Source organism: Aliivibrio sp. 1S175 (assembly GCF_001690985.1).
GTDB lineage: Bacteria > Pseudomonadota > Gammaproteobacteria > Enterobacterales > Vibrionaceae > Aliivibrio.
Window position 1 is genome coordinate 373,581 of sequence record NZ_MAJS01000006.1, and the last position, 26,002, is coordinate 399,582.

General features: G+C 38.5%; 21 protein-coding genes. 12 read left to right on the forward strand and 9 right to left on the reverse strand.

All coding sequences use genetic code 11. The features are described from left to right. Nucleotides 1–9 precede the first annotated feature (9 nt). The 3 genes from A6E06_RS03640 to A6E06_RS03650 form a co-directional block, all read right to left on the reverse strand. A complete protein-coding gene (locus tag A6E06_RS03640; protein WP_065591681.1) occupies nt 10–963 on the reverse strand; it encodes a DUF2860 domain-containing protein in 954 nt (317 codons plus the stop codon). Between the two features lie 138 nt (nt 964–1,101). Beyond that, nucleotides 1,102–1,911 (reverse strand): AraC family transcriptional regulator, encoded by an 810-nt coding sequence (locus A6E06_RS03645; protein WP_255312050.1) that lies wholly within the window; start codon nt 1,909–1,911, stop codon nt 1,102–1,104. Nucleotides 1,912–1,924: 13 nt separating this feature from the next. Then, entirely contained in the window at nt 1,925–2,527 is a 603-nt protein-coding gene (locus A6E06_RS03650; protein WP_065591682.1) for a LysE family translocator, read from the reverse strand. 149 nt (nt 2,528–2,676) lie between these two features. Here A6E06_RS03650 and blaALI point away from each other — a divergent pair, with 149 nt between their 5' ends. Then, nucleotides 2,677–3,417, forward strand: a complete 741-nt coding sequence (blaALI, locus tag A6E06_RS03655; protein WP_176713270.1) for an ALI family subclass B1 metallo-beta-lactamase — start codon at nt 2,677–2,679, stop codon at nt 3,415–3,417. Between the two features lie 65 nt (nt 3,418–3,482). On the opposite strand, the gene A6E06_RS03660 is transcribed toward blaALI, so the two are convergent. Next, nucleotides 3,483–4,109 (reverse strand): DUF1993 domain-containing protein, encoded by a 627-nt coding sequence (locus A6E06_RS03660; RefSeq protein ID WP_255312051.1) that lies wholly within the window; start codon nt 4,107–4,109, stop codon nt 3,483–3,485. A gap of 496 nt (nt 4,110–4,605) precedes the next feature. On the opposite strand from A6E06_RS03660, the gene brnQ reads away from it, so the two are divergent. Together brnQ and A6E06_RS03670 are read left to right on the forward strand one after the other, a co-directional pair. Beyond that, nucleotides 4,606–5,910, forward strand: coding sequence for a branched-chain amino acid transport system II carrier protein (brnQ, locus tag A6E06_RS03665; protein ID WP_065591827.1), 1,305 nt, complete (start codon nt 4,606–4,608; stop codon nt 5,908–5,910). A 282-nt stretch (nt 5,911–6,192) separates the two neighbouring features. Then, entirely contained in the window at nt 6,193–6,660 is a 468-nt protein-coding gene (locus tag A6E06_RS03670) for a DUF2127 domain-containing protein (RefSeq protein ID WP_065591684.1), read from the forward strand. 105 nt (nt 6,661–6,765) lie between these two features. Here the strand turns inward: A6E06_RS03670 and A6E06_RS03675 are convergent, their stop codons facing one another. After that, the gene (locus tag A6E06_RS03675) at nt 6,766–9,522 is read right to left on the reverse strand and encodes a hypothetical protein (RefSeq protein ID WP_065591685.1); all 2,757 of its coding nucleotides are present in this window, start codon (nt 9,520–9,522) and stop codon (nt 6,766–6,768) included. 199 nt (nt 9,523–9,721) lie between these two features. Then, nucleotides 9,722–10,327, reverse strand: a complete 606-nt coding sequence (locus tag A6E06_RS03680) for a porin family protein (protein ID WP_065591686.1) — start codon at nt 10,325–10,327, stop codon at nt 9,722–9,724. 332 nt (nt 10,328–10,659) lie between these two features. On the opposite strand from A6E06_RS03680, the gene A6E06_RS03685 reads away from it, so the two are divergent. The 7 genes from A6E06_RS03685 to A6E06_RS03715 all read left to right on the forward strand — a co-directional run bounded on the left by A6E06_RS03685 (nt 10,660) and on the right by A6E06_RS03715 (nt 20,350). Further along, entirely contained in the window at nt 10,660–11,568 is a 909-nt protein-coding gene (locus A6E06_RS03685) for a winged helix-turn-helix domain-containing protein (protein WP_065591687.1), read from the forward strand. Then, complete coding sequence (locus A6E06_RS03690) at nt 11,559–12,041, forward strand: hypothetical protein (protein ID WP_065591688.1); 483 nt, start codon at nt 11,559–11,561, stop codon at nt 12,039–12,041. The genes A6E06_RS03685 and A6E06_RS03690 overlap by 10 nt, the downstream gene beginning before the upstream one ends. 361 nt (nt 12,042–12,402) lie before the next feature. Beyond that, nucleotides 12,403–13,716 carry an anaerobic C4-dicarboxylate transporter family protein gene (locus A6E06_RS03695; protein ID WP_065591689.1) on the forward strand — a complete coding sequence of 438 codons (1,314 nt, stop codon included), beginning with the start codon at nt 12,403–12,405 and terminating at the stop codon, nt 13,714–13,716. A 374-nt stretch (nt 13,717–14,090) separates the two neighbouring features. After that, nucleotides 14,091–15,896 (forward strand): choice-of-anchor I family protein, encoded by a 1,806-nt coding sequence (locus tag A6E06_RS03700; RefSeq protein ID WP_065591690.1) that lies wholly within the window; start codon nt 14,091–14,093, stop codon nt 15,894–15,896. A gap of 239 nt (nt 15,897–16,135) precedes the next feature. After that, nucleotides 16,136–17,068, forward strand: coding sequence for a TAXI family TRAP transporter solute-binding subunit (locus A6E06_RS03705; RefSeq protein WP_065591691.1), 933 nt, complete (start codon nt 16,136–16,138; stop codon nt 17,066–17,068). Nucleotides 17,069–17,151: 83 nt separating this feature from the next. After that, nucleotides 17,152–19,065 carry a TRAP transporter fused permease subunit gene (locus A6E06_RS03710; protein ID WP_065591692.1) on the forward strand — a complete coding sequence of 638 codons (1,914 nt, stop codon included), beginning with the start codon at nt 17,152–17,154 and terminating at the stop codon, nt 19,063–19,065. Between the two features lie 184 nt (nt 19,066–19,249). Continuing rightward, nucleotides 19,250–20,350 carry a transporter substrate-binding domain-containing protein gene (locus A6E06_RS03715; protein WP_065591693.1) on the forward strand — a complete coding sequence of 367 codons (1,101 nt, stop codon included), beginning with the start codon at nt 19,250–19,252 and terminating at the stop codon, nt 20,348–20,350. Between the two features lie 21 nt (nt 20,351–20,371). Here the strand turns inward: A6E06_RS03715 and A6E06_RS03720 are convergent, their stop codons facing one another. Next, complete coding sequence (locus tag A6E06_RS03720) at nt 20,372–20,704, reverse strand: LysR substrate-binding domain-containing protein (protein WP_065591694.1); 333 nt, start codon at nt 20,702–20,704, stop codon at nt 20,372–20,374. Between the two features lie 110 nt (nt 20,705–20,814). Further along, nucleotides 20,815–22,242, reverse strand: coding sequence for a methyl-accepting chemotaxis protein (locus tag A6E06_RS03725; RefSeq protein WP_065591695.1), 1,428 nt, complete (start codon nt 22,240–22,242; stop codon nt 20,815–20,817). A 277-nt stretch (nt 22,243–22,519) separates the two neighbouring features. On the opposite strand from A6E06_RS03725, the gene A6E06_RS03730 reads away from it, so the two are divergent. Beyond that, on the forward strand, nt 22,520–23,455 hold the full coding sequence (locus A6E06_RS03730; RefSeq protein WP_065591696.1) for a LysR family transcriptional regulator: 936 nt from the start codon (nt 22,520–22,522) through the stop codon (nt 23,453–23,455). 286 nt (nt 23,456–23,741) lie between these two features. After that, nucleotides 23,742–24,947: a NupC/NupG family nucleoside CNT transporter gene (locus tag A6E06_RS03735; RefSeq protein WP_065591697.1), complete on the forward strand. Its 1,206-nt coding sequence runs from the start codon at nt 23,742–23,744 to the stop codon at nt 24,945–24,947. Between the two features lie 97 nt (nt 24,948–25,044). Here the strand turns inward: A6E06_RS03735 and A6E06_RS03740 are convergent, their stop codons facing one another. Next, the gene (locus tag A6E06_RS03740; RefSeq protein WP_065591698.1) at nt 25,045–25,818 is read right to left on the reverse strand and encodes a hypothetical protein; all 774 of its coding nucleotides are present in this window, start codon (nt 25,816–25,818) and stop codon (nt 25,045–25,047) included. Between the last annotated feature and the right edge of the window lie 184 nt (nt 25,819–26,002).

A 26,002-nucleotide genomic window follows, 5' to 3' on the forward strand; every position in this document is an offset into this window, starting at 1 on the left:
TTCCTGACATTAGAATTTGTAGTTTAAACCTACAGTAACAATGTATTCTGATTCATCATAAAAGGTAATGTTTGAATCGGTGGAGTTATAACCCGCAAAAGAGATGAATGACCAATCTTGCCAATCCATAAACTTAGTATATTCATAAGCGGCAAATAAGCTTAACTTATTGTCTTTACGAATTTTATTATAAATAGGATTGTCTGCGCCGAAGTTTTGTTGGTTGTAGCCAGCGGTTAATACTAACTGGTGTCTTTGCATTAATTTGAAAAAACTCAGTTCAGCACCGTATTGATCGTAAGAGCTTGCTTTTCCGTCCGCAGAGGAAGATTGGTAAATAACAGAAGGTAGGACGAAAGAAGTGCGACTTAATGGTAAACGATATTGACCTTTTAAGTAGATCGTATCAGCGTCCCTTTTCAGTATATCGTCGACATCATCGTTCTCGATGTCTTTGGTGGCATAAGCGGTATCAATCGTAAAATTTGATCCCGCAATATTCTCGACTTTAAAACGAAATGCATTACCTGATGCGTCTGTTTCTTTACGAGCTGAACCGACCAAATATGGGTCAGCCCATGTCTTGCTCGACATAATGGTTGGCAGAATAGAAACATCAATCGCCATTCTTGATTCAAATTGATATTTATAACCGACTTCGAGAACAACAGTACCTGTGGCTACATCTTGACGAGTTGTACCTACGTATACTTGCTGATTTAACTCTTGACCAAACGTATAGGCAATATTACCAAGAGGAAAGGCCATAAAACCGTCGTCGCTAGAGCCTTTTTGATCCACAGAGCTAATGGTGTCATCAGCTTCAGTATTAAAGTTGGAGGTTGAAGAGGCAAACCCTGTTGTTAGTGCAATTTCACCACTAATGCCTTTTTCGTCCGCTAATTTTGCTAGCGTAGGCATACTTATTACGCAAGAAGTAAGAAATAAATAGCGTAAATTCATTCGTTGTCGTCCTTTGGTTACTACAGTGTTAATAACTACATTGAAACAGTTATAGTAGAAGTTATCAATGATGACGAACTATAAGTTGAAATTATATTTCCTTATATAAAACAACTCCCCCAACGAATCACTTTTTATTTATCTATTTTTCTTATATTGCCTCGGTGTAGCTGCAACGATACTTTTAAAATGTCGATGAAAATGGCTTTGGTCGGTAAATCCAAGATCTGTAGCGATAGAAACAATATCGTTTCCTTTTTTTAATAAGATTTTTGCTTTGTTTATCTTCATCATCATTTGATATGCATGAGGGGTTATTCCATATTGCTTTTTAAATGAATGGATAAGATAAAAATGGCTCAGGCCTGACTCTCTGGCTATTTCGGAGATTGAAATATTGTTATCGACATTATCTGAAATGTATTGGTAGGCGAGGTGAGTCGCTTGTTTTGGGATAATATTGATGAACGGTGCTTTAAGATCATTGAGAATAAGGTTTGAGAAAAAAGTGATCGCCGATTCTTCGACTAATAGGGGAGATTCATTTTCAATCAGAACTTGGCTCAATGATTGAAAGTCTTGGTACAAAGTAGAGCATCGGCTGTGTTTTTGTTTAAATAGTTGAAATTCATTTTTTTCCGTGCCGGAAATACTGTTTTGTAAATCAGTTAACCAATCCGGTTGAACAAACAGCATTTTATAGCTCCAGTTGGTGCCGGTCTTTGGGTTGCAAGAGTGCACCGCTTCAGGATTAATGATTACCGTAGAGCCAACGCTTATTTCCTGTTTTAAATTTTGATTTATGTATTCACTAACACCACTATCTACAACACCAATTGAAAACTCTGGGTGAGAATGCTTTTTATAGCAGGCGTTTGAATTGTCGGAATAACGTAATTCAAATGGTAGAACGGATGATCGTAAAAAATGCGTTTGAGAGTTAGCCAATATAACGTCCATGTTATTTTGATAGAAAGAATACATACACGACTGTCAGTGCAAGCAAAGCCCCCATGATTCGGTTAAATATTTTATAATGAATTGGGTGCTCAAGGTATTTGCCAATGGTGAGACCTAATAAAGCCCACGTCGATATACAGCAGTAACATACGATAAAAAATATCATACTAAATGCCCCGAGGTCTTCGAGTGGAATCACACCATTACTAGAAAATACGGTCACACCAGATAAAGACACAATCCAAGCTTTTGGATTTAACCATTGGCATAACAGGCCTTGGAGCATCGTTGGTGCGTCGTTTTTTTTTGTTTTATTTTGTTCTGTCTTTTTGCTCGTAGCTACTTTATAGGCGAGATAAAGTAAAAAGGCACTACCAAGGTAATTTAAAACAAGTGTTGCTGTGTGAGAGTCATCAAAGGCTTGTATCACCCCTAATCCTAATATAATAAGAATAGACACAAAACCGACGGTTGCACCAAAGATATGGGGAATAGTTCTTTTATATCCATGATTCGCGCCGGTAATGGTGGCTAGAATGTTGACTGGTCCCGGAGACAATGATGTAACTAATGCGAACATTGCCATGGCTAAAAATAGGGTCATGCGTGTGCCTTTTTTGGGGGGTAATGCCAAATAGAATAAGCGAACAGAGTATGTTAGTTATTGTACAAAATTGTTTTTTACATTTATCTAACACTTCCAAAAGGAATTATGTTGTATCTTTGTGGCACACGAAAAAAGGAATGGAATTCATGTTTAAAATTACGTTAGCGCTATTAAGTGCTGTTATTGGCTTTAATGCTTCTGCCGCAGATGAGTCAGTAAAACCACTTCAATTTGAAGAAATTACGAATAATGTTTTTTTGGTTAAATCATACCGTGAATTTAAAAATTTACAGAATCCAGATAAGCCTATTTTAATGGACGCGAACTCATTGGTCTATGTTGATGGGAAGGATGTGTATTTAATTGATACACCATGGAATGCATCGAACATGCCTCAACTGATGACGTGGATTGAAAACAGAGGCTTAACGCTAAAGAAAACCGTATTTTCTCATTTTCATGAAGATCAAACTGGTGGTTTAGAATATCTACAAGAGCATAATTTTGATACCTATGCGTCTGCATTAACCAACACATTTTTGAAAGGTGATAATAAGAAAGCCACTAATCATCAATTTTCAGATGATAATTTTGTGCTATTAGAAAATAAGATTGAAGTTTTCTATCCCGGAGCGGGTCACACGAAAGATAATGCAGTTGTATGGTTACCCAAAGAGCAAGTATTGCTTGGCGGTTGTTTAATGCGAGCGAATGAAGTTAATACGATTGGATGGACTGGTGATGCTGATAAGAAAGAGTGGGCAAACTCGGCTCAGAAAGTATTAACAAAATACCCTGAAGCTCGGTTTGTCGTTCCTGGACATGGTAACGTTGGTAAGGGAACCAGTATTATTAGCCACACTGTCGATATTACGGAAAGTTTGTAAGTCGCCATAGAACATAAAAGCCCTGTTTAGTGCTCACTAAACAGGGCTTTTTTATGAAGTAATATTTATTCTGAAGGACTAAGAGATAACGCACCAATAAAATCTATTTTACTTAACGGAACCCCTTCTTTTCGTAATAGATTATACAGCGTTGTTTGATGGAAATAGAGGTTAGGGGTTGAGAATGAAGTAATAAAATTCTCAGCAGTAAATGGCATTGGTCGCTCTGGGTAGTGGAAAATAATGGCTTCACCTGAGCGTGAATTCACTTCATTTTCTGTAATTTCACTCAACTCTTTTTGTGTATTTTTCAGTAAATCAATTAAACCATTAAAATCGATTTCTCCTAGTGGTGATGGAATATAAAAGTCACCGCTTAATACGGCTTTTGTTGCCCCAAGAGTATGCTTACAAATTGAACTCACTTGGAATGAAAGAGGAAGCATATCGTCAACTAATTGAAGATCAACAATGTCATTTGTATTTCGATTTTGTGCCTCAAAATGCGCTTTTGCTTTAGTCATTAAATGAATGGCAACATTTAATGAATTAGAAAAAGGAGTAAGAGTGATATCAGAAAGCATTGTCATGAGAGTTCCTTTATTAATGACGAAAGTGAGTTCAATGTAGGTAAATAATAACGAATTTGCAAATGCATTAGTAAATAGAGTCTTAACCATCACTCTGCTCATAATGCTCTTGCTTCCTTAAGTCATGAAAAAGCCTCTGATACGTGATCAGTTGGTGATAGGCTACTTGCTATGTCTGATGAGGAATTAAAACACATTCTAGATTGGGTGGCAGAAAGAATAGAATTTTCCAACACTTAAAGTGAATCAAACTAAACAAAATAATAATAGTGATATTTTTAACTATTATGGTGTTTACAATGTAGTTTATTACTTATATATTGAATTGGTTACCACGATAAACGACTAGGATACATTCATGCTTTCTTCTACAGCCCTACAATTTGCTGCTTTGTGCCAGATAGTGCTCGGTGCTGTGTCGCGTGTAACATCATCTATTATTGCTGTCATTCTAGTGATTATTAACTAGGCTGGCGGCACTTCCGTCAGCCAGGCTGATGGGAGACTGCTTTATTCTCTTCTTGTTTTTCTCAGCCAATCTGACGGTCCACAATAAAAGCTACTAGGGTTAATCCCAATAGCAATAAGGACTATGACATTGAAAAAACAAAATTTACTTGCTATCGGTTTAATGACTTTCGCCATGTTTCTTGGCGCAGGCAATATTATCTTTCCGCCTTTTTTAGGTCTTGAAGCGGGGACTCAATTTCTCCCTGCAATGCTTGGTTTTTTACTTACTGCTGTTGGACTCCCTGCGTTAACATTAATTGTTTTAGGGCGATTAAGTGACAGTGGTCAATTAACTCAAGCGTTACCGAAACCATTAGCCATTGCTTTTTGGGTATTGCTTTTTATTGCCATTGGTCCTGCGTTTGGAATGCCACGAGCAGTAACCGTTGCGTATGAAATGGGAATCAAGCCTTTCTTTTCTGGTGATCATTTAATGCTTTTCTCCGCTCTCTTTGTTGGTGCAACATTATTGTTGGCTTTCCAAAGAGGTAAGTTGGTTGATTACATTGGAAAGGTGATGACACCACTGCTTGTTCTAATGCTTGCTGCGTTAGCATTAGCTGCCATTATTACGCCATTAGGTGTCCTTGGTGATCCGAGTGTCAGTTATCAGAATAAAGCCATCACAAGTGGTTTGATTCAAGGTTACATGACGATGGATGCGATTGCGGCTGTTGGGTTTGGCTGGGTCATCATTAAGGCCATTCGTGATAAAGGCTGTGAATCACCGAAAGATGTTTTTCAAGCCACGCTTAAAGTAACGTTAATTTATGCGCTGTTAATGTCGGCATGTTATTTAGCGATGGCTTATGTTGGTGCAACATCAACCTCTATTGCTGAAGGCGCAACCAATGGTGGTGAGTTATTAACGCGTTATGTTGCGGCGATATTCGGACCACTAGGGCAATACTTATTAGCGGGTATTATCATTATGGCGTGTTTAACGACAACCGTAGGATTAACCAATGCATGTGCAGAATACAGCCAACAAACGTTCCGCACTCCGTTTGCGATAACCGCGATTATCGTTACAGCGATGACAGGCGTTGTTGCCAATTTTGGTTTAGAGCAAATTCTAGCCATCAGCCTACCAGCCATACTTATACTGTGCCCAGTGGCGATTGCTTTAGTATTAGCGGCATGGTTTTTACCTACGACAAAACACAACACCATTTCATACGTTAGTGTTGTGATAATTAGCGTTGTATTTGGTGGATTAGATGCATTGCATATCTTGGGCTTATTACCTGAATCTTTATCAGCACCTTTAACTCGTTACGTCCCTTTATTTTCGGCTCATGCGAGTTGGTTTTTACCTGTTGTGCTAGCGGTATTTATTAGCTTATTGCTAAACCGACAATCAAGAGTGTTAAAAGCGTCAGCAGAAGTGTAGCAGGTCTACATAAAGTGGATGACTAACCGCGAAAATATGAATGTACTTAACTTGCTAATTACTTATGTTAGTCGTTGGTTTGGTTAATATTTGGTAACGTTATACTCGTTATTGTAAAGGCGTCTGTTGCCTTAATTGTTAATATTAACAATAGTCTTAAATTCTGTGATATTTCATTCTTTTATAAGGGTTTATACTCTTTTAAAAATGGTATTTAAGGAGGATACTCACTCTATTAATGACTTTTGTCATCAGAGAAATAGTGAGTTGAAAGAGGTCAGTATGACAACAATAAAGAAAGGGTTACGTGCGGTTGCCGTATTGGAAGCAAGTAAGGGGGTTGTATCTCTATTAGTTGCTTTTGGGGTACATGCTTTAGCGGGTCATAATTTACGCCATTTAGCTGAGTTAATAGTGAGTCGTTTGCACTTAAATCCGGCAAGTCATTTATCCAGTGTATTTATTAATGCCGCGAGTGGATTAACTGATGGAAAAATCCTATTTTTTACCATTGGTGCAGTGGTGTATTCAATCATTAGGCTGGTTGAAGCTTATGGATTATGGCGAGCGCAAGTGTGGACAGAATGGTTTGCTTTGGTGAGTGGAGCAATCTATATCCCGTTTGAGCTGTATGAAATTATTTTCCGCACAAGTATTCTTAGTATCGGTGCATTCATTATTAATATTGTGATTGTGGGATACATGGCTTATGTGATCTTTGATAAGAAGAAAGTCGCGCCAATAGCTTGATCGTTAATTTACCTTCAAATACGCACTGAATAAGTTTCGTCATAAATACAAAAAATCCCCATACTCTTAAAAAGTAAGGGGATTTTTGTATTTATATATTAGCAATTATAATGGAACCGAGAATCCTGCTTGAAAGCTGTTTTTATCGGTGATTGGATTATCATCATTGTGAATATATTGCGTGTAAAATCCAATCGGTAATGCATTCATAATTAACGTATCAAAATGAAGTCCAACAACGCCTTGGTTAACATCCACATCACCCAGAGTATTTACACTCCCTAAATCATAACGTCGATAAGAAAACTCAATCATTTCACGACGCAGTGATATTGGACCTTTGAAAGAATAAGCAGATAAGTTGATCACTTTTGAAAGTTTTAATTCAGCCAAGCTAGCGGTTTCAGCAAAGGCATCGTCTTTAAGTGATGGCATAATAAAGCTGCTAGGGTCATTATTTATAAAGTCACTGCCTTGTGTTAGCTCGACACCTCGACGTTCATATATGCCTGCTTTGTTTGTATCGCTGGCTGAATATTTACCTGATAGATTAATGTAAAACTCTGATGGTAAATCAGTACCAAAAGATAAAGAAGCACCGTGAATCATGTCATGTCGATCTTGAACACCATAGAGTGACACAGCCGCTTCTTTGTTTAATAGCCAGCTATTGCCGTAATGCTCGGTACGAGAAATATCTAATTGAGCAGATAATGGTTCACGTTCGTCTAATTTATAATCTTGATAGAAATTACTTGAGATCTCTGCATTCCAAAATCCTGTTTGAAGGAAAGGTAAGCGTAATTGAGCAGCAATACCGCTATTTCGAGTTTGATCTTTTTGAATATTATTATCGGAGTAATTGTCATTTAAGACATAGTAAGCACGAACACCACCCATGATGAAAAATTGGTTATTGCTGAAACCAGCACCGATCAAATCACTGTATTCATCATCATTCATAGCCCATAAACTATAGGTACTGCGCTGTAGAGGGTCAGAAAACTCAAATGTCGCGTTGTAGCGCAATTTTTGTTTACTATCACCGTTATCCTCTTTCTCAGTTACCGCACCAGCCGTTAACGCCCCTCGGGTGTAGTGAATGTTGTTGAAAAGCCCATAAGACGTTTCAGTGTTGAGTGGTTTATCTTCAATATTCGCTAATTTCTGCTGTTGTTGATCGGCTAGACCACCTTTGTCATCCCAAAAAAGCTTAACTTGATAAGGCGCTTCTGCAGTTATCGCCATATCTTCAACGACATAATAGTAATCATTTGCAGAGATCGCGGTTGCGAGTACTTTGTCATCATTAATCAATCGTGCATCAATCACGTTGTCTGCACTAAGCACACGCTCAACTTTGCCATCTTTAGTTCGATAAAGAGAGCTACCTGTTTCAGTGTTTGCGATAAAGTAAACTCTGCCTTGGCTATCCACATCTTTAACGATGGTATAGAAAGCGGGTAGGGTTAAGAGCGCTTCTTTGTTGCGATATAACGTGCGGTCATTGCCTTTTTGGACAAAGTAATAGAGGTTGTCATTGTTAACTAAAACCGATGAATTAACAGCGCTGTAAAACTTGTCGCCAACATAGAGTTGAGGTTGAACAAAAGACTCCGTGGTTTTGAAATACACGTCTTTGCCATCGCTCATATAGCCTTGATGAACTCGGCCTTCGCTGCCTTCCTTAATTTGGGCATCGTTATCAAATAAACCTTGAGTGGTACGCCAAACCGAAGTGCGACGTCCTGAAACCGTATAGTATTTATCTTGATTGTAATAGACTTTTCCCATATCTAGGCTGCTGCTTTCTTTTGTTATTTCATTATTGGTTAAATCATAATGAACAAGCATTGGCGCACGAACAGCAGTCGGGTTGGTTAAGAAAAGAATATTGCCTTGCTGGGTATTCAGTTCACCATAATATTTAGATCGGGCAACGATTTTCCCTTGCGCCAATTGCATTCCTTTTGCTTCTTGGCTTTCTTGTTTAACCCATGCCGCGAAAGTGGTATCAAAATCTTCTCCAACCGTTTGTTTCATTGGTCTGTTGACTTGGAAAGGCCATAACCAATGTTGAGATCGATTTTTGAAATACTTATTAGTGACATCTAGGCCGTAAGTTTCTGCTAGATAATATTGGTACTGAGAACCGAAAACATAAGCACTTTCTCCATACGGGAAGAAAAGCGTGTCGTTATAAAGGCGCTCTGGCGATAAGTTACCGGCTTTAGCGTGCACATGTGTCATTGCTCGGTATCGACCACTATAAAGTCGCCCCCCTTGACCATGCCAAGATTCATTTAAAACTGCATTACCCTCAAGCATAAAACTGGAAGAGGTTGAGTTAGGTAATACAGCAGGAATGATGCCAATAGGTCCAATAGAACCATTATGAAGAACAGCAAACATAGACTTAGAAACTACGTTATCTTTCGCGTTCATTTGATAATCATGAGCGGTTTCATGAAATAATAAGGTGTCGAGCCAAGAGCTTGATGAGAAATAGTCGGGAAGTTGTGCTCCACCCATATAGTTGATTTGTCGGTTAAGTGGGAATTGAGTTGAAAAACCATTGGCAATTTGATTATAAGATGACATCAAGCCAACATTTAAACGGTCATCCATTTGATAGCCAAAGGTGTCCTCATAAGCTGGTTGTAATATGCTCTCAACACCGGCGGCATGTTCGGCGTGTTGTTTGTTTTCTTCGGTGAAAATAAGGCGAGTATTACGTACATCTTGAGTGTAGTAATCCTGATCTTGTGCAACACCCGCTTCATTTGGCGTTACCAATGGTGCAGCATAGGCAAGCGTAGGGATTGCAATAAAGATAGTTAATCCGGTAATGAGTATTTTCATTTAAATTCTCTTAATATATTAAAAGGTTGTGTTGCCTAGAACTGATATAAGTAAGTGAGCCATGAAAAATGCAATGAGCACAAAGGTGATGAGATAAATTATAGGTCTATTTTTAGATATATAGAGTGATTAGAGGAGGAATAAAATGGGCAGTCGAAAACTACCCACAGATTAATTGCCTAGCCAACAATCGTTATTATTAGAATTTGTAAGTTGCGCCAGCGTAAAATGAACCAATGTTCATAGCGTAATCATCAGAATAGCTATAGTAATCGTAGTCGTTTTCTTCAACGAAAATGTCTCCCTCATAAGCGACACGGAAAGCTAAACCACGGAGAGCTTTTGGTGCGTACTCAACTCCTGCGCCATAATGGAAAGTGGTGCTATTATCACTAAAAGAATGGCCTAATACTTTTGTTGAAGATTCTAGTGAACCTAAACCAATAATTCCAAATGGACGCCAGCCACTATCAAAGGTGTAACCAAGATTTGCTGCAAGTGAAAGAGAAGATGACTCAATTGCCAATCCCTTAAAGCCTTTTGATTTAGCTAAAGGGTGGTTAACGGTAACATCACCATAATTTGTATATTGCACTTCTACAGCAACAATACGATTGAATTGATAGCCACCAATAAATTTAATGGTTGAGTCATCAGTATCAATAGATACGCCACTATAATCAAAAGCACCACCATCATCAAAAGTTGTAGTACCAAGACCAGCACCTAGGTAAAAGCCTGAAATGTTATCGTTAGCGCTTGTAAATGCCGAAAAGAGTGTGAGTAATAATATGATTTTTTTCATGAGGTTCTCATTCTATAATGGGGTGCTTAAAAGTTGGTTGAATTATAAGAACACGAAAAAAATAAACTAAATAAGTTCCACACTAACAGCAAACATTTGAATTTTATTTGATTTGTCGTTTTTATAAAAATCTAAATTTAACTGATAACACAATTTGTTGAATGATATAACTAAATGTTTTAAAAGATAATTCTATGATTTAACATCAAATAAAGAGTCTGTTATTGATTTGTTTTATAATTGCGGTAGACTTCACGCTATATGTTTAAATGTTTGTTTTTTCAGCGTGTTTTTAGTTTTTTATTTAAATTATCACTAATCGTTAGGCCTAGATGCAGAAAATCACAATTGCAAATTTGGTTTTAGAACCCGCGACAAGAAGGTTAAGTAATAATGCGGATGATGCCATTATACTTAGGCCTTTGCCTTATAACGTCTTCACATTATTGTTAGAGCAAAAAGGAAATTGCATCGATCGTGATGAACTGTTTGATGTTTGTTGGGAAGGGGCGATTGTTACCGATCAAGCCTTAACGAATGTTATCTCCGGATTAAGACGTAATCTTATCCAATTAGAGGCAGAAGGCATTGCGATAAAAACCGTCAGTAAAGTAGGGTACTTACTGACCGTAGATGAAACCGTCGTTATGCAACCGGTAGTTGAACCAAAAATTATACCGCCAGTTATTGATGATATCGAACCGAAAGCGGTTTTGGTGTCACCTCAAGTTGAAGAACCCTTAATGGTTCATGAGAATGTCGAAATCAGTCACGATGTGCCGGTGTTGTCGACGACTGACGTTGGCCGTTCTCGCGTGCAATTATTAACAAAGCCCTCTTTGAAATCGGCATTAATCGCTTTTTGTTTATGCTCACTAATCGCCGCAGTGTGCTGGTATGAGAAAGCATCGTCTGTTCCTTATTTTTTAGTGAAAGAAAATTACAATCATTTTGAGATAAAAAATACAGATTTCTACATACTGAATAACACAAGAGGTACAGATAATATTGAAGCTATTCAATCTGGTCTTGAATCTTTAAATTTAGTTGAGTGTAATGCTGAAATTTATATCCGTATGTATGACTCTGTGTACGATGATGATACCTATTCATTGAAAGGGTATATTGTTGCAAAAAACAGCAACCGTAATAGTAATTATTCATTAAGTAAGTTTTCACATGAAAATTTACCGGGCATTATTGCGAAGGGCCTAAAAAGAGCGAAATTAATATGCGAATAGTAAATCTAGTCCTATTCTTAATTTTAATTGGGGCCGGTATTTATAAATGGATGCCTGAGAATACCGAGTTTTCTGGAACTCGTTGGTCTTGCAATGAATTGTCGACGGGCTTCACTTCAGCACCTTATGAAAAGTATCAAGAAATTCTTGAACGAGATTTATTTGATTTTGCTTCGTCTTCGAATTTAACACTCTATCAATCAGGCGAGTTAGTGTTTAAAAACGGAGATAGGGAAAAGTACGAATTGCTTTATGAATTAGGGTACAAAACGGTTACTAAGAATAAAATATCACTGGTTTATAAGAAAATAGATTGGCATAGGCAGCCTAAGAATGCGCCTATTTTTATTCGAGATATTGAATCCCTAAAAGGGTTTGAGTTTGATCTAAAATACATGATTGATGATGGTCAATTGTATTTCCAGAACCGTATTAAAAATGAAGATAAGAATTTTGTCTGTTTTGCTTCTTAAGTAAAGGAGAGGTAGTTGTTATTTACCTCTTCTTTCTCATAATTCCACATTAAACGTCATCGAATATGCCATAGTTCCTGTATGTTCATCCGCTTGTACTACTTTATATAAAACCTCACCAAAAACACAATAAAAGTAAATCATTTGTTAGCGATTTGTACTAACTAAACATTAGGCATAACAATGGTTTATATATTTCATCTTATATTTATATAATTCTTAATAATGTGTGATCTGCCGCTATTTATTTAATGAATAACAGGACTATTATCCCTGCGATTTTTGGAGTTTAAATTACTAACGGTATACCCCTGTAATTTAAAAAATTAATTATATTAAATCTATCATCAGGGAGATTGATGTGTTTTTAATTGAGTTTTTAATCGTTCTAGTTTGTATTTTAATTGGTGCTCGAATTGGTGGTATCGGTTTGGGTGTTATGGGCGGTATTGGTTTAGCAATACTGAGTTTTGTTTTTGGTTTACAGCCAACAAGTCCACCTATTGATGTAATGTTGATGATCATGGCCGTTGTTGCAGCAGCAGCAGCAATGCAAGCGGCTGGTGGTCTTGAATATTTAATTAAGATTGCTTCAAATATTTTACGTAAAAACCCACGTCACATTACTTTCATTGCACCTTTAGTGACGTATATGTTCACCTTCTTAGCTGGTACTGGGCATGTTGCTTATTCTGTATTACCTGTAATTGCAGAAGTAAGCCGTCGTAGTGGCATTCGTCCTGAACGTCCATTAGGTATGGCTGTTATTGCATCACAATTTGCGATTGTTGCAAGTCCAATTGCCGCAGCTGTTGTTGCTTTGGTTGCTTTTTTAGAGCCTCAAGGCATTACATTAGCAGATGTGTTGATGATAACAATTCCAGGTACTTTCTTCGGTTTGGCTACTGCTTGCGTTATCGTAAACAAGCTTGGTAAAGACTTGAAGGATGATCCTGAATACCAACGTCGTATGGAAGATCCTAAGTTCCGTAGCGAGATGGAACAAGAAGTTAAGGTTGAGGATATTGAGATTAAAGCTGGTGCTAAAAAAGCAGTAGGTCTGTTCTTATTCGGTGCCGTAGTGGTTGTGGTTATGGGTGCATTCCCATCATTACGTCCTAACTTCAATGGCTCGCCAATGGGCATGGCACATACGATCGAGATCGTCATGCTAGCAATGGCCGCATTTATTATCTTACTTTGTAAACCTGATGGTAATGAGATCACTCAAGGTTCTGTGTTCCATGCTGGTATGCGTGCAATCGTTGCTATCTTTGGTATCGCATGGTTAGGTGACACGTTTATTGCAGGTCATGATGCAATGGTTAAAGAAGCGGTTTCAGGTTTAGTTGAAGTTGCTCCTTGGACATTTGCTTTTGCATTATTTGGTTTATCTGTAATGGTGAACAGCCAAGGTGCGACAACGGCAGTATTAGTGCCTGTTGGTATCACGTTAGGTCTTCCACCTGAAGTTATTATCGCAACGTTTGTTGCTGTAAATGGTTATTTCTTTATTCCTAACTACGGTCCAATCATTGCGTCAATTGACTTTGACCGCACGGGTACGACTAAGATTGGTAAATACATATTCAACCACAGCTTTATGATCCCAGGTCTATTAAGTATGGTATTTAGTATTATCTTTGGTTTCATTTTTTCGAGTATGGTTCTATAACCCTTTATTTTTCGTAAAAATGTATCAAATACATGGCCATGGTTTGATTAAAAATGGTGGCCGTTTTTAATGTTTAACTTAATTTAACTGTATGTCGTTCCAATAGTTTGATATCATTATTTAAATAAAAGAAAGTAGTAACACTTATTAACATCGACTTTGGCTAGATACAAAAAATAAGAAATAAGACATCATACAAAATAAACGTATGGGTCCAAAAAAAGGTAATAGTATTAAGCTATTGCCTTTTTTTGTTTTTGTATTTTATTCAGAGAGAGTAATCTTATTCTTGTCTTTAAATTGAAATAAATCCGACAACAAACTGTCACATAACCATTCTATGATCGCCAAATCAAATTGATCATGGAGGATACATGAATCGTAATACACTCACTTTAACCACATTAGCGGTGGTCACTTCAGCATTATTAGGTTGTAGCCAACAATCAAATATACCAACATCAGAAAATACATTTTCAGCAATAGACACTTTTGGTATTCAATGTAAATCACAAGAAGAACCAAAGCGCGGCAGTTTAGAAATTAGCGGGCTGACGTTGGTAGGATCATCCATCGCTGATGCCCCCTTCGTTACCTCAGCAGCAGAGATCGTCAGCTACGACTCGTGTACTGATAAGTTGTATGTAGTAAACGCTCAAGCTAAAAAGATTGATGTATTAACCCTTGATGCCAATAGCCAACCAAAGGCGGCAGGGTATATTGACCTTCAATCAGCCGCTAAGCAGTCTGGGGTTGAGATTGGTGCAGCAAACAGTGTCTCTGCTCATAGTGGGTTGGTTGCTGTTGCGATTGAAAACAAAGATAAACAGAAGAATGGCATTATTGCTTTGTTCCGATCGGATTCTCTTGAACTACTCACGACATACCCCGCAGGGGCTTTACCTGACATGGTGAGTTTCTCTAAAGATGGCCGCTATATTGCTTCTGCAAATGAAGGTGAACCTAATGCTGATTATTTGATTGACCCTGAAGGCAGCGTAACGTTAATTGATATCACTAATGGGCCACTAAATGCGTTAGTGACTCAACTTGATTTTAATGCGTTTGATAAGGGGGGCTCACGTCATTCAGAGTTAACCGATAACGTTCGTATTTCTGCACCGACGGCAAGCGTTTCCCAAGATCTCGAACCTGAATACCTCACTTTTGCCGATAACGGTAAACTGTATGTCGCATTGCAAGAGAACAATGCATTAGCTGCGATTGATGTAAAAAGTGCATCGATTGATGGTATTTTTGGTTTGGGTGGAAAATCATGGGAAAACGCTCAATTAGACGCTTCAAATAAAGATAAAACACTAGGAAATTTCCAAAATTACCCAATGCTTGAAGGGTTGTATATGCCAGACAGCATCACAAGTTATAGCGTTAATGGTAATACTTATATTGTGACGGCTAACGAAGGTGATGGCCGAGAATATGGGGTCCAAACAACCCAGAAACAGTGTGATGAAAAAGCGTATGAGTGGGATGGAGATGACTACAAGGGCACTGCCGAATATGTGACTAAACAAGATTTTTGTATTGCTTACGTTGATGAAATTCGTGGTAAAAAATTAGATGTTGATAATAATCATCCATTAGCATCGGCATTGAAAGATAAAAATCAGCTAGCCCGTTTAAAAGTGGTTAAGCCGCAAGGCACGTTAGCGGCTGATGAAAAAGTACAAGCGTTTGGCAGTCGTTCATTCTCTATTTGGGATGAATCTGGAGAGCTTGTATTTGATAGCGGCGATGAGTTTGCTCGTGTTGTGTTTGAAAAGAATAAAGAAAATTTCAATAGTACTAATGACAATAACAGCAGTGCAGATGATCGCAGTGATGATAAAGGCGCAGAGCCAGAAGCCATCGAAGTCGCTAATATTAATGGGCATCAATATGCGTTTATAGGCCTAGAGCGTCAAGGTGGCGTGGTGGTGTATGACGTAACAGAACCTAAAGCCTCTCGCTTTATTACGTATGTAAATAATCGAAACTTTGATGAGCCTGTATGCACGCAAGTGGATGAAGAGGGCGAATGCCAAAATGGTATTTATAACCCTAAAGCCGGAGATTTAGGACCTGAATCGATAAAATATTTTACGCGCCTAAATCAGCATTTTATTGCGGTTGGCAATGAAGTAAGTGGAACGACATCGGTATATCGCCTTGATTTTTAATCTCGATATATAGGATGAATAGATAAAATAACGTAAAGGGTAATCAAGAAAATTGATTGCCCTTTTTTATTCTTTATAAGACCATGTAAATACGATAATTTAACACTTAGTTCACATTTGTTGTGTAATTTATTGGACTTTAGTTTCACCGCGAGTAATGTGAGCTTGCTGATAAATTAATCTATTATAAACGGGTTTATCTAGTGGTGATATCTAGATAAAGCCTAATAATCAAGGAGATGATTGTGCTTAAACGTAATTTACTATTGGCTTTAATGCTTATATTGCCATCAGCGGTAAACGCTGAAAACTACTCAATTGGTACGGGTGGACAAAGTGGGATTTATTATCCATTTGGTGGTGCACTAGCGAAAGTATGGTCAGAGCATGTGCCAGATGTGAATGCCAAAGCGGAAGTGACGGCAGCCTCAGTAGAGAACACAATTAAAGTGGTTCGTGGTGATATGATCGCAGGTATCGCAATGGGGAATGTGGTGCTTGATGCTTATAAAGGGGAAGGTAAATTTCCAACAAAAATGCCTGTAAATACACTTTTTGCACTGTATCCAAACCTAGTGCATACCTTAACTCTTGAAAAATCAGGCATTACGTCATTATCACAACTAAAAGGCAAACGAGTCTCTTTAGGTGCACCAGCAAGTGGTACCGCCGTGACGTCAGCAGCCTTACTTGAATCACTTGGTATTGATGTGAAAAAAGACATTGATGCAGTGTACTTAAACTATTCTGAAACCACGAACGCATTGGCTAATGGTCAAATTGATGCAGGCTTTATTGTTGGTGGACAAGGAGTAGGGGCTGTTACACAAATCGCGCTAACACATAAAATTAAAGTACTTTCTATTACACCAGAAGAAAGTGCAATGTTCATGAAACAATACCCAGCATACAGTAGCTATGATATTCCTGCGGACGTATACAACAACGTTGGTGAAGTATCGACATTAAGCGTTTGGAACGTATTGGTAGTGAACGCAAAAATGAGTGATGACATGGCCTACAACTTAACGAAAGCCGCGTATGAAAATATGGGTGATGTTCGTAAAGTAGTAAAAATGGCAGAGATGACAACACCAAAAAATGCAGACCGCTTGCAAGGTGTTCCTCTTCACCCTGGTGCTCAAAAATACCTTGATTCAATCATGAAATAATAAGTGCCAAATAAACGCAAAACGAAAGGGTAAGTGTCTCGCTTACCTTTTCTTCTTTTCTGACTTTATCCAAAGGCATTAATATGGATATTATGACCGATAAAAACCAACCTGATATAGAGCATTTACCCCATGAAAGAACAGTAACCGTATTTGGGTATCTTATTTTAGGTATTGCTGTTGCATTATCTGTTTTTCAAATTTGGCAAGGAATAAGCTCAACCATTTCTGCGACGTACTTTAGACCAATCCATCTCTGTTGGGTGCTTATTCTTATTTTCTTACACTATCCATTGATAACAAATCGAAAGAGCTCATTTTATCTTGCTGGACGAGTCATTGATCTCGCGTTATGTGCTCTGATTGTTTTTTCAGCTTATCGCATGTCGATATTTGATTATAACGACATAAACCATCTATTTTATGGCTTACAGCTGCCCGATATGATCGCAGGTTGTTCATTACTTTTACTATTAATGGAAGGGTGTCGTAGAACGGTCGGCTGGGTAATGGTCCTTATCGCAGTACTATTCTTATCCTACAGTGCATTTGGTGATTTATTACCGAGTGGCTTTGCAATTAAGTCGTACTCTCTGCAAGAGCTGATTCAATTTCAAATATTTTCGGCTAACGGTGTTTTTGGTTCTGCATTAGGGATCGCGGCAACAACGGTGTTTATCTTTGTGTTATTTGGGGCATTCTTAGAAGTCACTGGCGCAGGGAAATTCTTTATTGATTTAGCATTCTCTATTGCCGGTAAATATCGTGGTGGTCCAGCGAAAGCGGCAGTATTGGCCTCGGCAGGGTTAGGTTCAATTTCAGGATCAGCAATAGCAAATACCGTAACGACAGGCTCAATCACCATTCCTATGATGAAAAAGCTGGGTTATAAACCAGAACAAGCCGCAGGGATTGAAGCGGCGGCCTCAACGGGTGGGCAGATAATGCCACCAATTATGGGAGCGGGTGCGTTTGTAATGGCGCAGTTTACCGGTGTGCCTTACAGCGAGATCATGCTTGCTTCTATCGCGCCAGCGATTTTATATTTCTTCTGTACCTTATTATATGTGCATTTAATGGCGTGTAAGCTTGATCTTAAAGCGGTAAGTCGAACAGAAGCCGTTATTAGTGTGATGAAAGATGGCGCGCATCACTTAATTCCACTAGCGCTAATCACTACCTTATTAATGATGGCATATTCTCCATTATTAGTGGGAGTTGCAGGTTGTGCTGCGATTTTAGTGACGGCGGCGCTGCGAAAACACAGCCGAATTGGCTTGAAAAAATTCATTGAAGGCATGAAAAGTGGTGCCTTAATGGCATTGCCTATTTCCGCAGCATGTGGAGCCGCAGGGATCATTGTTGGTGTAGTCGGGCAAACGGGGATTGGCCTACAGTTCACTCAATTTGTGATGGATTTCTCTGGTGGCTACATGCTAATTGCTTTGGGCTTAATCAGCCTTGTGGCTTTAGTGTTAGGTATGGGACTTCCTGTTACTGCGGCTTATATCGTGCTCGCGGTAATGGCAGTGCCGATGTTAAGTGATTTTGGTTTACCCTTATTAACAGCTCACCTTATTGTGTTTTGGTTATCGCAAACCTCAAACGTAACGCCTCCGATTGCTTTAGCTGCCTTTGCTGGTGCTGGTGTTGCAAATGCCAATCCAATGAAATCTTCTGTTGAGGCGTTTAAATTAGCGGGTGGGTTATTCATTATTCCAATCATGATGGCGTATACCGACCTTGTTAATTCAGACGCAGGAGTCGTTGATTTAACATTTTCAATCATTCAAACGTTAACCATTATTATGGCGATTGCGGTTGCTATAGAAGGGTATTTATTACGCCCATTAACGGGTGTTGAACGACTGCTGGCGTTTCTTACTATCCCATTAGTGATGCTTGACCCTTTTGGCGCTGGTTTTCTTGGTATTGTTATTATGATCGGTTTGATTTTAGTTCAGTGGAAAGGCAGAGGGCGATCCAGTCAGAGTTAGTCTTTTATAATTACATAATACATCTTACTTAAAATCCTCTTTAGTCATTAAAGTTAAAGGGGATTTTTTGTCTCTGTTCCTAAATTTTGAGTTCGATAATTAGAAGAATAGCCATTCAACTGCTACCTTTTAATAAGAGAATCAATTTAGTAGGGCGTTTTCGACGTATGGATAGGAGAGTGTTATGTATGATGAGAAAAGGGTTTTCCGTCATTATATTATTTCAATGCTTATTTTTGTATTCGCTATGTTTACAGGGATAGAAAAAAGCCAAGCGAATACCGAGCTTAAAGTAGGGACATATCATTGCCCACCGTTTATCTTTCACGATAAAGGCCAAGAGTTTGAAGGCCTAAGCATGACGTTATGGGAACGTATTGCGGAGATCATGGGCGTGACTTATACCTTACAGAACTACGAACTTGATGATTTGTTACTGGCGTCAGAAAAAGGAGAGATAGATGTTGGTGTATCTTGTATTTCGATCACGCCAGATCGTGAAGAACATGTCGATTTTTCCCACTCATTTTATGAAACGCATCTTGCTATTGCCGTAAAAAGCCGCAGTTATTTAGATACCTTTATTAGCATCATTACCAATAAAACGTTATGGAAAGCGATGGGTATTTTCTTTGCGGTAGCGATTAGTGTTGGTGGGTTTTTCTATCTGCTAGAGCGAAAAAATAACGATAAGTTATATTCAATGCCAACGAAAAAAGGTCGCTTGGCAGAAGCATTGATCTTAGGGGTTTTATTCATCACAAAAGGTCCTTTTAATTATTTTGAATTTAAAACGTTATCGGCACGAGTTATGACGGTATTGATCGCCATGTTTTCTACGGTATTCATTGCCAGTATTACGGCTATTTTAACTAGTTCACTTACGTTAGAGCAGCTAAGATTTGATGTGAAAAACGTAAATGATTTATCTAAGTTAAGAACAGGTGCAAAGGAAGCCACAACGGCATCACTCTTATTGGCTGACCACAGCATTGCTCATGAAAATTATCAAACTATGGATGAGTTATTATTGGCATTAGAAAATGATCAAGTCGATGCGATTGTTGCCGATGATGCAGTACTTCGCTACATGATAAAGAAAGGAAAGGGAAAAAATAACTTTTCTGATTTAGTTGTATTGCCATACCAACTTGAAAAACAGAATTATGGTCTAGTTTTAATTGAAAACAGCGAATATGAAGAAGATATTAATCGCGCCTTACTGCAGATCCGAGAAACAACAGAATGGCACCAGATATTACTAGAATATTTTACTGAGAAGTAGAATTGAATGATTAATCGTATTTTATTGTTCAAACATGTCTACGGAAAATGCAAAATGAACATTCCAAGGGCTATGCATATTAGTCAGTAATATTTGATGGTATCGCTTTAATTCATTGAGATGAATAGAATCTTGTGAATGCAAGGGATGATTATTATTGGCTACCATCGAAATAGGTAAATAACCCACCAAGCCAAGCTCCACTTTTTGAGGAAGAGCATCGTCACAGAGCATAAACCCTATACAGGCTTTTCCTTGGGCGACTAATTCAGAGATATGTTTATTTTCTGCAGTATTAATATGCAGCTCTGTATGAGGAAAAGACAGATAATGGATTGTATCAAAAGTTAGCATGATAATGCATAAACTTAATTAAAAGCACGGCGGCTTTTGTGGAAAGATAGATTATAAATAAAAATTAGGCGCTTATTAATTAAGCGCCTAATTACCTAATACGATACAAACTAGATAGTACGATAGTGTTTTAGAGCTTCACCAAGAGAAAGTGATGCTTGTGTGATGTGAGAAATTTGGTCAGATGATTGCTCTGCGACTGCTTTTACTCTGCTTGACTGAATACGAATATCACTTAATTCTGAGGCGATATCATTAGCTACCGCGCTTTGCTCTTCAGAAGACGTTGAAATTTGAATACTCATGTCCATTAATGCAGTTGCAGAGTTAGCAATAGTGCTTACATTATTACCGATATCTGAAATCAAATTACTGCTTGTGTGAGCTTGGTTTACCGTCTGTTGGGTGATGTTCGCGATATGTTGGCTTTCTGATTGCAATTTCTCAATCATCACTTGAATTTCTACAGTAGCCGCTTGAGTTCTACTTGCTAATGTTCTTACTTCATCAGCAACAACGGCAAAACCACGACCTTGTTCTCCAGCTCTAGCCGCTTCAATGGCAGCGTTTAATGCAAGCAGATTGGTTTGTTCAGAAATCGCATTGATTGTAGTGATAACATCGTTAATGTGAGTGGCATTCTCATTCAGAGTAGCCACTGAGTTTGATGTTTTTTCAATGTACTGAGACAGTTGAGCAATTTCATTAATAGCTTGCTGAACGCGTTCGTCACTCGAATTAATGTGCTTAGCGTCTTGATCGGTTTGCGTGGTGGCTTTTTTAGCAATACTAGACACTTCTTGTGCTGATGCTGTCATTTGTTCCATTGCGGTTGCAACTGAATCGAGAGATGCATATTGATTTGCTATTTGTTCCTCGCTTTGTTTCATTTCTTTTTCAAAAGAAGAAGAGGTACGAGTAAGTGTCTCTACATTATCTTTTACACTAACAACAAGCTCGGTAAGCGTGTCCATCGATTTATCTAAAGCACACCCAATGCTACCAAACTCATCACGACCAGGATGAAAATTTAATCGTGAAGTAAGATCGCCAGCACCGATTTTCTCTGTAGTTGTAAATAGAACCCATAATGCACCACCAAGGAAAGTGGCAACCCAATAGATAAAAATACCGACAGGAATAGCCCACAGATAAGTTAAGAAAAAAGAAGTAAGGGCTTGTTGCTTTTTATCATTCTCAAGAGCTTTTACATTTTCTGTTAAGGAGAATGCCTGACCAGAAGAGTGAGATGCACTTGCAGTAACCGTTCCGTTAATATATTTAGTTGATTGAACACGGTTACTTTTAACAAGAGATGATGAAAGTGTATCAACATCGGGGTTGGATAATATGCCTTGAAGTTTATATTCTACAGCAGTAATGGATTGAGCTTCAATTTGTTCAATACTGTTGAAATAGCGAGCGCCTGCTGTTGATGTTATTGCGATTAAAAATAATCCAAAAATCACCCACATCTTGTCATTAACTGACATTTTTATAAATAGTCGATCAATTGTCCTAAATTCTACTTCTTTCATGAATCCCCCAGAATAAAATAATATTGCATTAGTTTGACTTAATAAAAAACAATTTAATGTGCTAAGACTCACTTTGCTGTGAAATGAAATCACTGTTACTTTATTTTAGTGACACATCTATCATTTTCTTATTGACTGGCTAGTAATGACTTTGGGGTAAGCGCTAGTGAACTTATCTCATTTTAAATGCATTATTTTTGCTATCATTTATTTTAACTGTCTGAGTAGATGTTATTATCCGCCGCCCAGATACCCTTTGAGTTAAAGGACAAGAGAGATGCATGATCGTGCCAGCCAAATGGTGATATTTTACGCCCTAGCCAAAGCGGGAAGCTTTACTGCTGCCGCAAAACAAATGGGCGTATCTACCTCTCATGTGAGTAAGCAGCTGGGAATATTAGAAGCAGAGCTTAACGTTAAGTTAGTACAGCGCACGACACGCTCGTTAACACTGACTGATGCAGGGCAACAGTTCTATTTGTATTGTGAAAAGATGTACAGTGCGATGACCGAAGCCAGTGCCATTATGGATAATGAACGTGATGATGTCGCGGGCATCTTGCGTTTAGGGTTATCACAGTCTTTTGGTACTATGCATATTATCCCAGCGATAGATAAATTACGTCACCAATATCCAGATCTTCAGGTCGAAGTTCGTTTGTTCGATCATCGTGCAGATATGCTTAAAGACGGTCTAGATCTCTGGGTAACCAACTTTGAAGACTTACCAGAAGGTTACGTTGCACAGCGATTAGCGGATTCGCATTTTGTATTGGCAGCATCACCTGATTATTTGATTGATAAAGCGGTTCCTCATCATCCTCAAGATCTCACTGAGCACAATTGCTTAACGTATCAAAGCCGTCACCGTGATTACAGTAATTGGGATTTCAGTAAAGGTAATGAAGCATTGTGTGTGAAGGTATCTGGTAATTACCGTGTCGATTTAGCTGAAGCGGTAAGAGATGCCGCTATTTCAGGATGGGGCGTGGCGTATTTAGCCAGTTACTTACTTACCAATGAGTTTAATGATGGCAAATTGATTCAGCTTTTACCCGACTGGAAAGCGAGTCAAAAAATGCCAATTTACGCGGTTTACCCAAGCCGTAAACACCTGCCAAGAAAGATAAGTGCGGTGATTGATTTTTTACGAGAGCACATTGGACAACCGCCATATTGGGACAAAGCGCTAATGAAACGGGTTAAGTTATAATCAACGTTTGATTCGTTCAACATTGTCATTGATTAAATAAAATACAGCGCAATGATGTCTTTTTAATCAATGACTTAAATCTATTATCAGCCTTGAAATAAATATCTTTTCCATACGGCAACAATCCCCTTTCTATATTCTTTTCTTATGCTATAAATCAATTAGTTAACGAGGCCTACAAAATGTGATCTAAATCACCATTAACAGAGTGTTAGCAAACCCGACTTGCACGCAAACCTTTGCGCATTAGAATGCAGGCTCATTTTCGATAGCACAGGTTTCTATCATGACATCTTTCCTTGGTATTTTTGCCATTTTACTATTTGCTTACCTATGTTCGACTGATCGCCGTAATATCCCTTTAAGAACTGTCTCTTTGGCGTTTGGCTTACAAATCCTATTTGCTCTATTGGTACTTTATGTTCCAGCAGGTAAAGAAGTTTTAAACTCAGTAACTGCAGGCGTTTCAGGCGTTATTGAATATGGACAAGAGGGCATTGCCTTTTTGTTTGGTGGTTTAGCAACGGGTAAAGTCGGCTTTGTATTTGCCGTTAACGTTCTTGGTATTATCATCTTCTTCTCTGCCCTTATTTCTGCGCTTTACCATCTTGGTATTATGCCTAAAGTGATCAACTTTATTGGTGGTGGCTTACAACGCTTATTGGGTACAGGACGTGCAGAATCACTTGCTGCTACTGCTAATATTTTTGTGAGTATGGTTGAGGCTCCACTTGTCGTTAAACCTTACTTGAAGCACATGAGCGATTCTCAGTTCTTTGCGGTAATGACCTGTGGTTTGGCGTCAGTGGCAGGCGGTACAATGGTTGGTTATGCATCACTTGGTGTTGATCTTAACTTCCTTATCTCTGCGGCATTCATGTCGGCACCAGCTGGCTTATTAATGGCTAAAATGATGGTGCCACCGGGTGACGAAGAGAATAATGACGATGAAATTACATCGGTAGAAATCGATCACGCAACCAATGTATTTGAAGCACTAGCTGATGGTGCAATGTCTGGTTTACGTATTGCTGTTGCTGTTGGTACAACGTTATTAGCGTTCGTGAGTGTGATAGCATTGCTAAATGGCTTATTAGGTCACGTGGGCGATTTATTCGGTTTAAATCTGAGCTTTGAATTGATCCTTGGTTACGTATTTGCTCCTGTGGCTTTCTTACTTGGTGTACCGTGGAACGAAGCGATCCTTGCAGGTTCATTAATTGGTAATAAGATCGTCGTGAATGAGTTTGTTGCCTTCATCCAATTGATGGAAGTGAAAGATCAATTAAGTGATCATTCAGTGGCTATCGTGACTTTTGCCTTGTGTGGTTTTGCGAACATTTCAACCATGGCGATTTTGATTGGTGGTTTGGGTAGTTTAGTACCAGAGCGTCGCTCATTCATTGCTAAAATGGGTTTCCGAGCAATCACTGCAGGTGTATTAGCGAACTTAATGAGTGCTGCGATTGCTGGTGTGATTCTTTCTTTATAGAAACGCACAATAAGTTGATTAAATAAAAAAGAGGCGCTCAATTGAGTGCCTCTTTTTTTCGCTAGTTTTGCCATTATTAAGAGGTAGGGTAGGGACTTTAGAAATACAATCCAACACCAACAAGGAAACCTTGAGACGCGGTGTTATAAGTGAATGTGCCTTCATTATCATAATCAACCCAAGTGGATTTATACGCCATGTTTAAATCTGACCATTCGTTCATTTCATATCGCACCCCAGTTAATACCGAACTTGTGAAGCTGGTATCGCCACTTAACCCGGCATCAATACTGGCGTGAAATTGCCATTTATCAGTAATGTCATTTATCCAACGTGCACCAATTAAGTAATCCACCCAATCTTCATTTAAGCTTTTGCTTGACGACAAATTTCCGTTGGTGGTATATAACTTGGCATCAATGTCATTATCCCACCAACGTATACCAAACATATAATCAATAGAACCAAAATCGTATTGATAACGTTTGAAACCTTTGGCTTCTAGTACACCTTGTCGTATTTCAGTCTTACCTTTAAGTAACTCTAGATTCGTGTTAAGTACAGAATTAGTACTCGCGCTTAGGTTCATGTAACTGTAATCAATGTAATAACCCCATTGATTATCATAAATGCCTTCAAGTCTAAGCATAGCCCCCATGTCGATATGATCCATGATGAATTTAGGATCAACATCAACGTCTGTTGAAAGGTTGCCAATCGTACTGTCGCCTCGAATATTGAGTGCAAGCGCATAGATCTCGACACTGTGTTCCCATCCGGATTTTTCTGTATTCATTTCCTCTGCAATAGCAGAAGTACCAACAAAAGAGAGAGCAAGTAAACTGGTAGAAAGTGCATGAATTCTGGTCATTTTCACATCCTTGTTTTTAGGCTATTTTTTGTTCTTCATATAAAGCCTAGTGTATAAAAAAGTGAAATCCAGACTGAGGTAGAAAAATAATGAGTCATAACGATTAACAATACGCTGACAAATAAACGCTAGACCGACTGGTTTGTATTGTGTATTCTGTAGTCAATCCAATAACGAGGTGACT

Coding starts and splice junctions, on each gene's coding strand:
- A6E06_RS03640 (WP_065591681.1), bottom strand. CDS start 963: ATGAATTTACGCTATTTATTTCTTACTTCTTGCGTAATAAGTATGCCT.
- A6E06_RS03650 (WP_065591682.1), bottom strand. CDS start 2,527: ATGACCCTATTTTTAGCCATGGCAATGTTCGCATTAGTTACATCATTG.
- blaALI (WP_176713270.1), top strand. CDS start 2,677: ATGTTTAAAATTACGTTAGCGCTATTAAGTGCTGTTATTGGCTTTAAT.
- A6E06_RS03660 (WP_255312051.1), bottom strand. CDS start 4,109: ATGAGCAGAGTGATGGTTAAGACTCTATTTACTAATGCATTTGCAAAT.
- A6E06_RS03670 (WP_065591684.1), top strand. CDS start 6,193: ATGACAACAATAAAGAAAGGGTTACGTGCGGTTGCCGTATTGGAAGCA.
- A6E06_RS03675 (WP_065591685.1), bottom strand. CDS start 9,522: ATGAAAATACTCATTACCGGATTAACTATCTTTATTGCAATCCCTACG.
- A6E06_RS03680 (WP_065591686.1), bottom strand. CDS start 10,327: ATGAAAAAAATCATATTATTACTCACACTCTTTTCGGCATTTACAAGC.
- A6E06_RS03685 (WP_065591687.1), top strand. CDS start 10,660: ATGCAGAAAATCACAATTGCAAATTTGGTTTTAGAACCCGCGACAAGA.
- A6E06_RS03690 (WP_065591688.1), top strand. CDS start 11,559: ATGCGAATAGTAAATCTAGTCCTATTCTTAATTTTAATTGGGGCCGGT.
- A6E06_RS03700 (WP_065591690.1), top strand. CDS start 14,091: ATGAATCGTAATACACTCACTTTAACCACATTAGCGGTGGTCACTTCA.
- A6E06_RS03705 (WP_065591691.1), top strand. CDS start 16,136: ATGATTGTGCTTAAACGTAATTTACTATTGGCTTTAATGCTTATATTG.
- A6E06_RS03710 (WP_065591692.1), top strand. CDS start 17,152: ATGGATATTATGACCGATAAAAACCAACCTGATATAGAGCATTTACCC.
- A6E06_RS03715 (WP_065591693.1), top strand. CDS start 19,250: ATGTATGATGAGAAAAGGGTTTTCCGTCATTATATTATTTCAATGCTT.
- A6E06_RS03720 (WP_065591694.1), bottom strand. CDS start 20,704: ATGCTAACTTTTGATACAATCCATTATCTGTCTTTTCCTCATACAGAG.
- A6E06_RS03725 (WP_065591695.1), bottom strand. CDS start 22,242: ATGAAAGAAGTAGAATTTAGGACAATTGATCGACTATTTATAAAAATG.
- A6E06_RS03730 (WP_065591696.1), top strand. CDS start 22,520: ATGCATGATCGTGCCAGCCAAATGGTGATATTTTACGCCCTAGCCAAA.
- A6E06_RS03735 (WP_065591697.1), top strand. CDS start 23,742: ATGACATCTTTCCTTGGTATTTTTGCCATTTTACTATTTGCTTACCTA.
- A6E06_RS03740 (WP_065591698.1), bottom strand. CDS start 25,818: ATGACCAGAATTCATGCACTTTCTACCAGTTTACTTGCTCTCTCTTTT.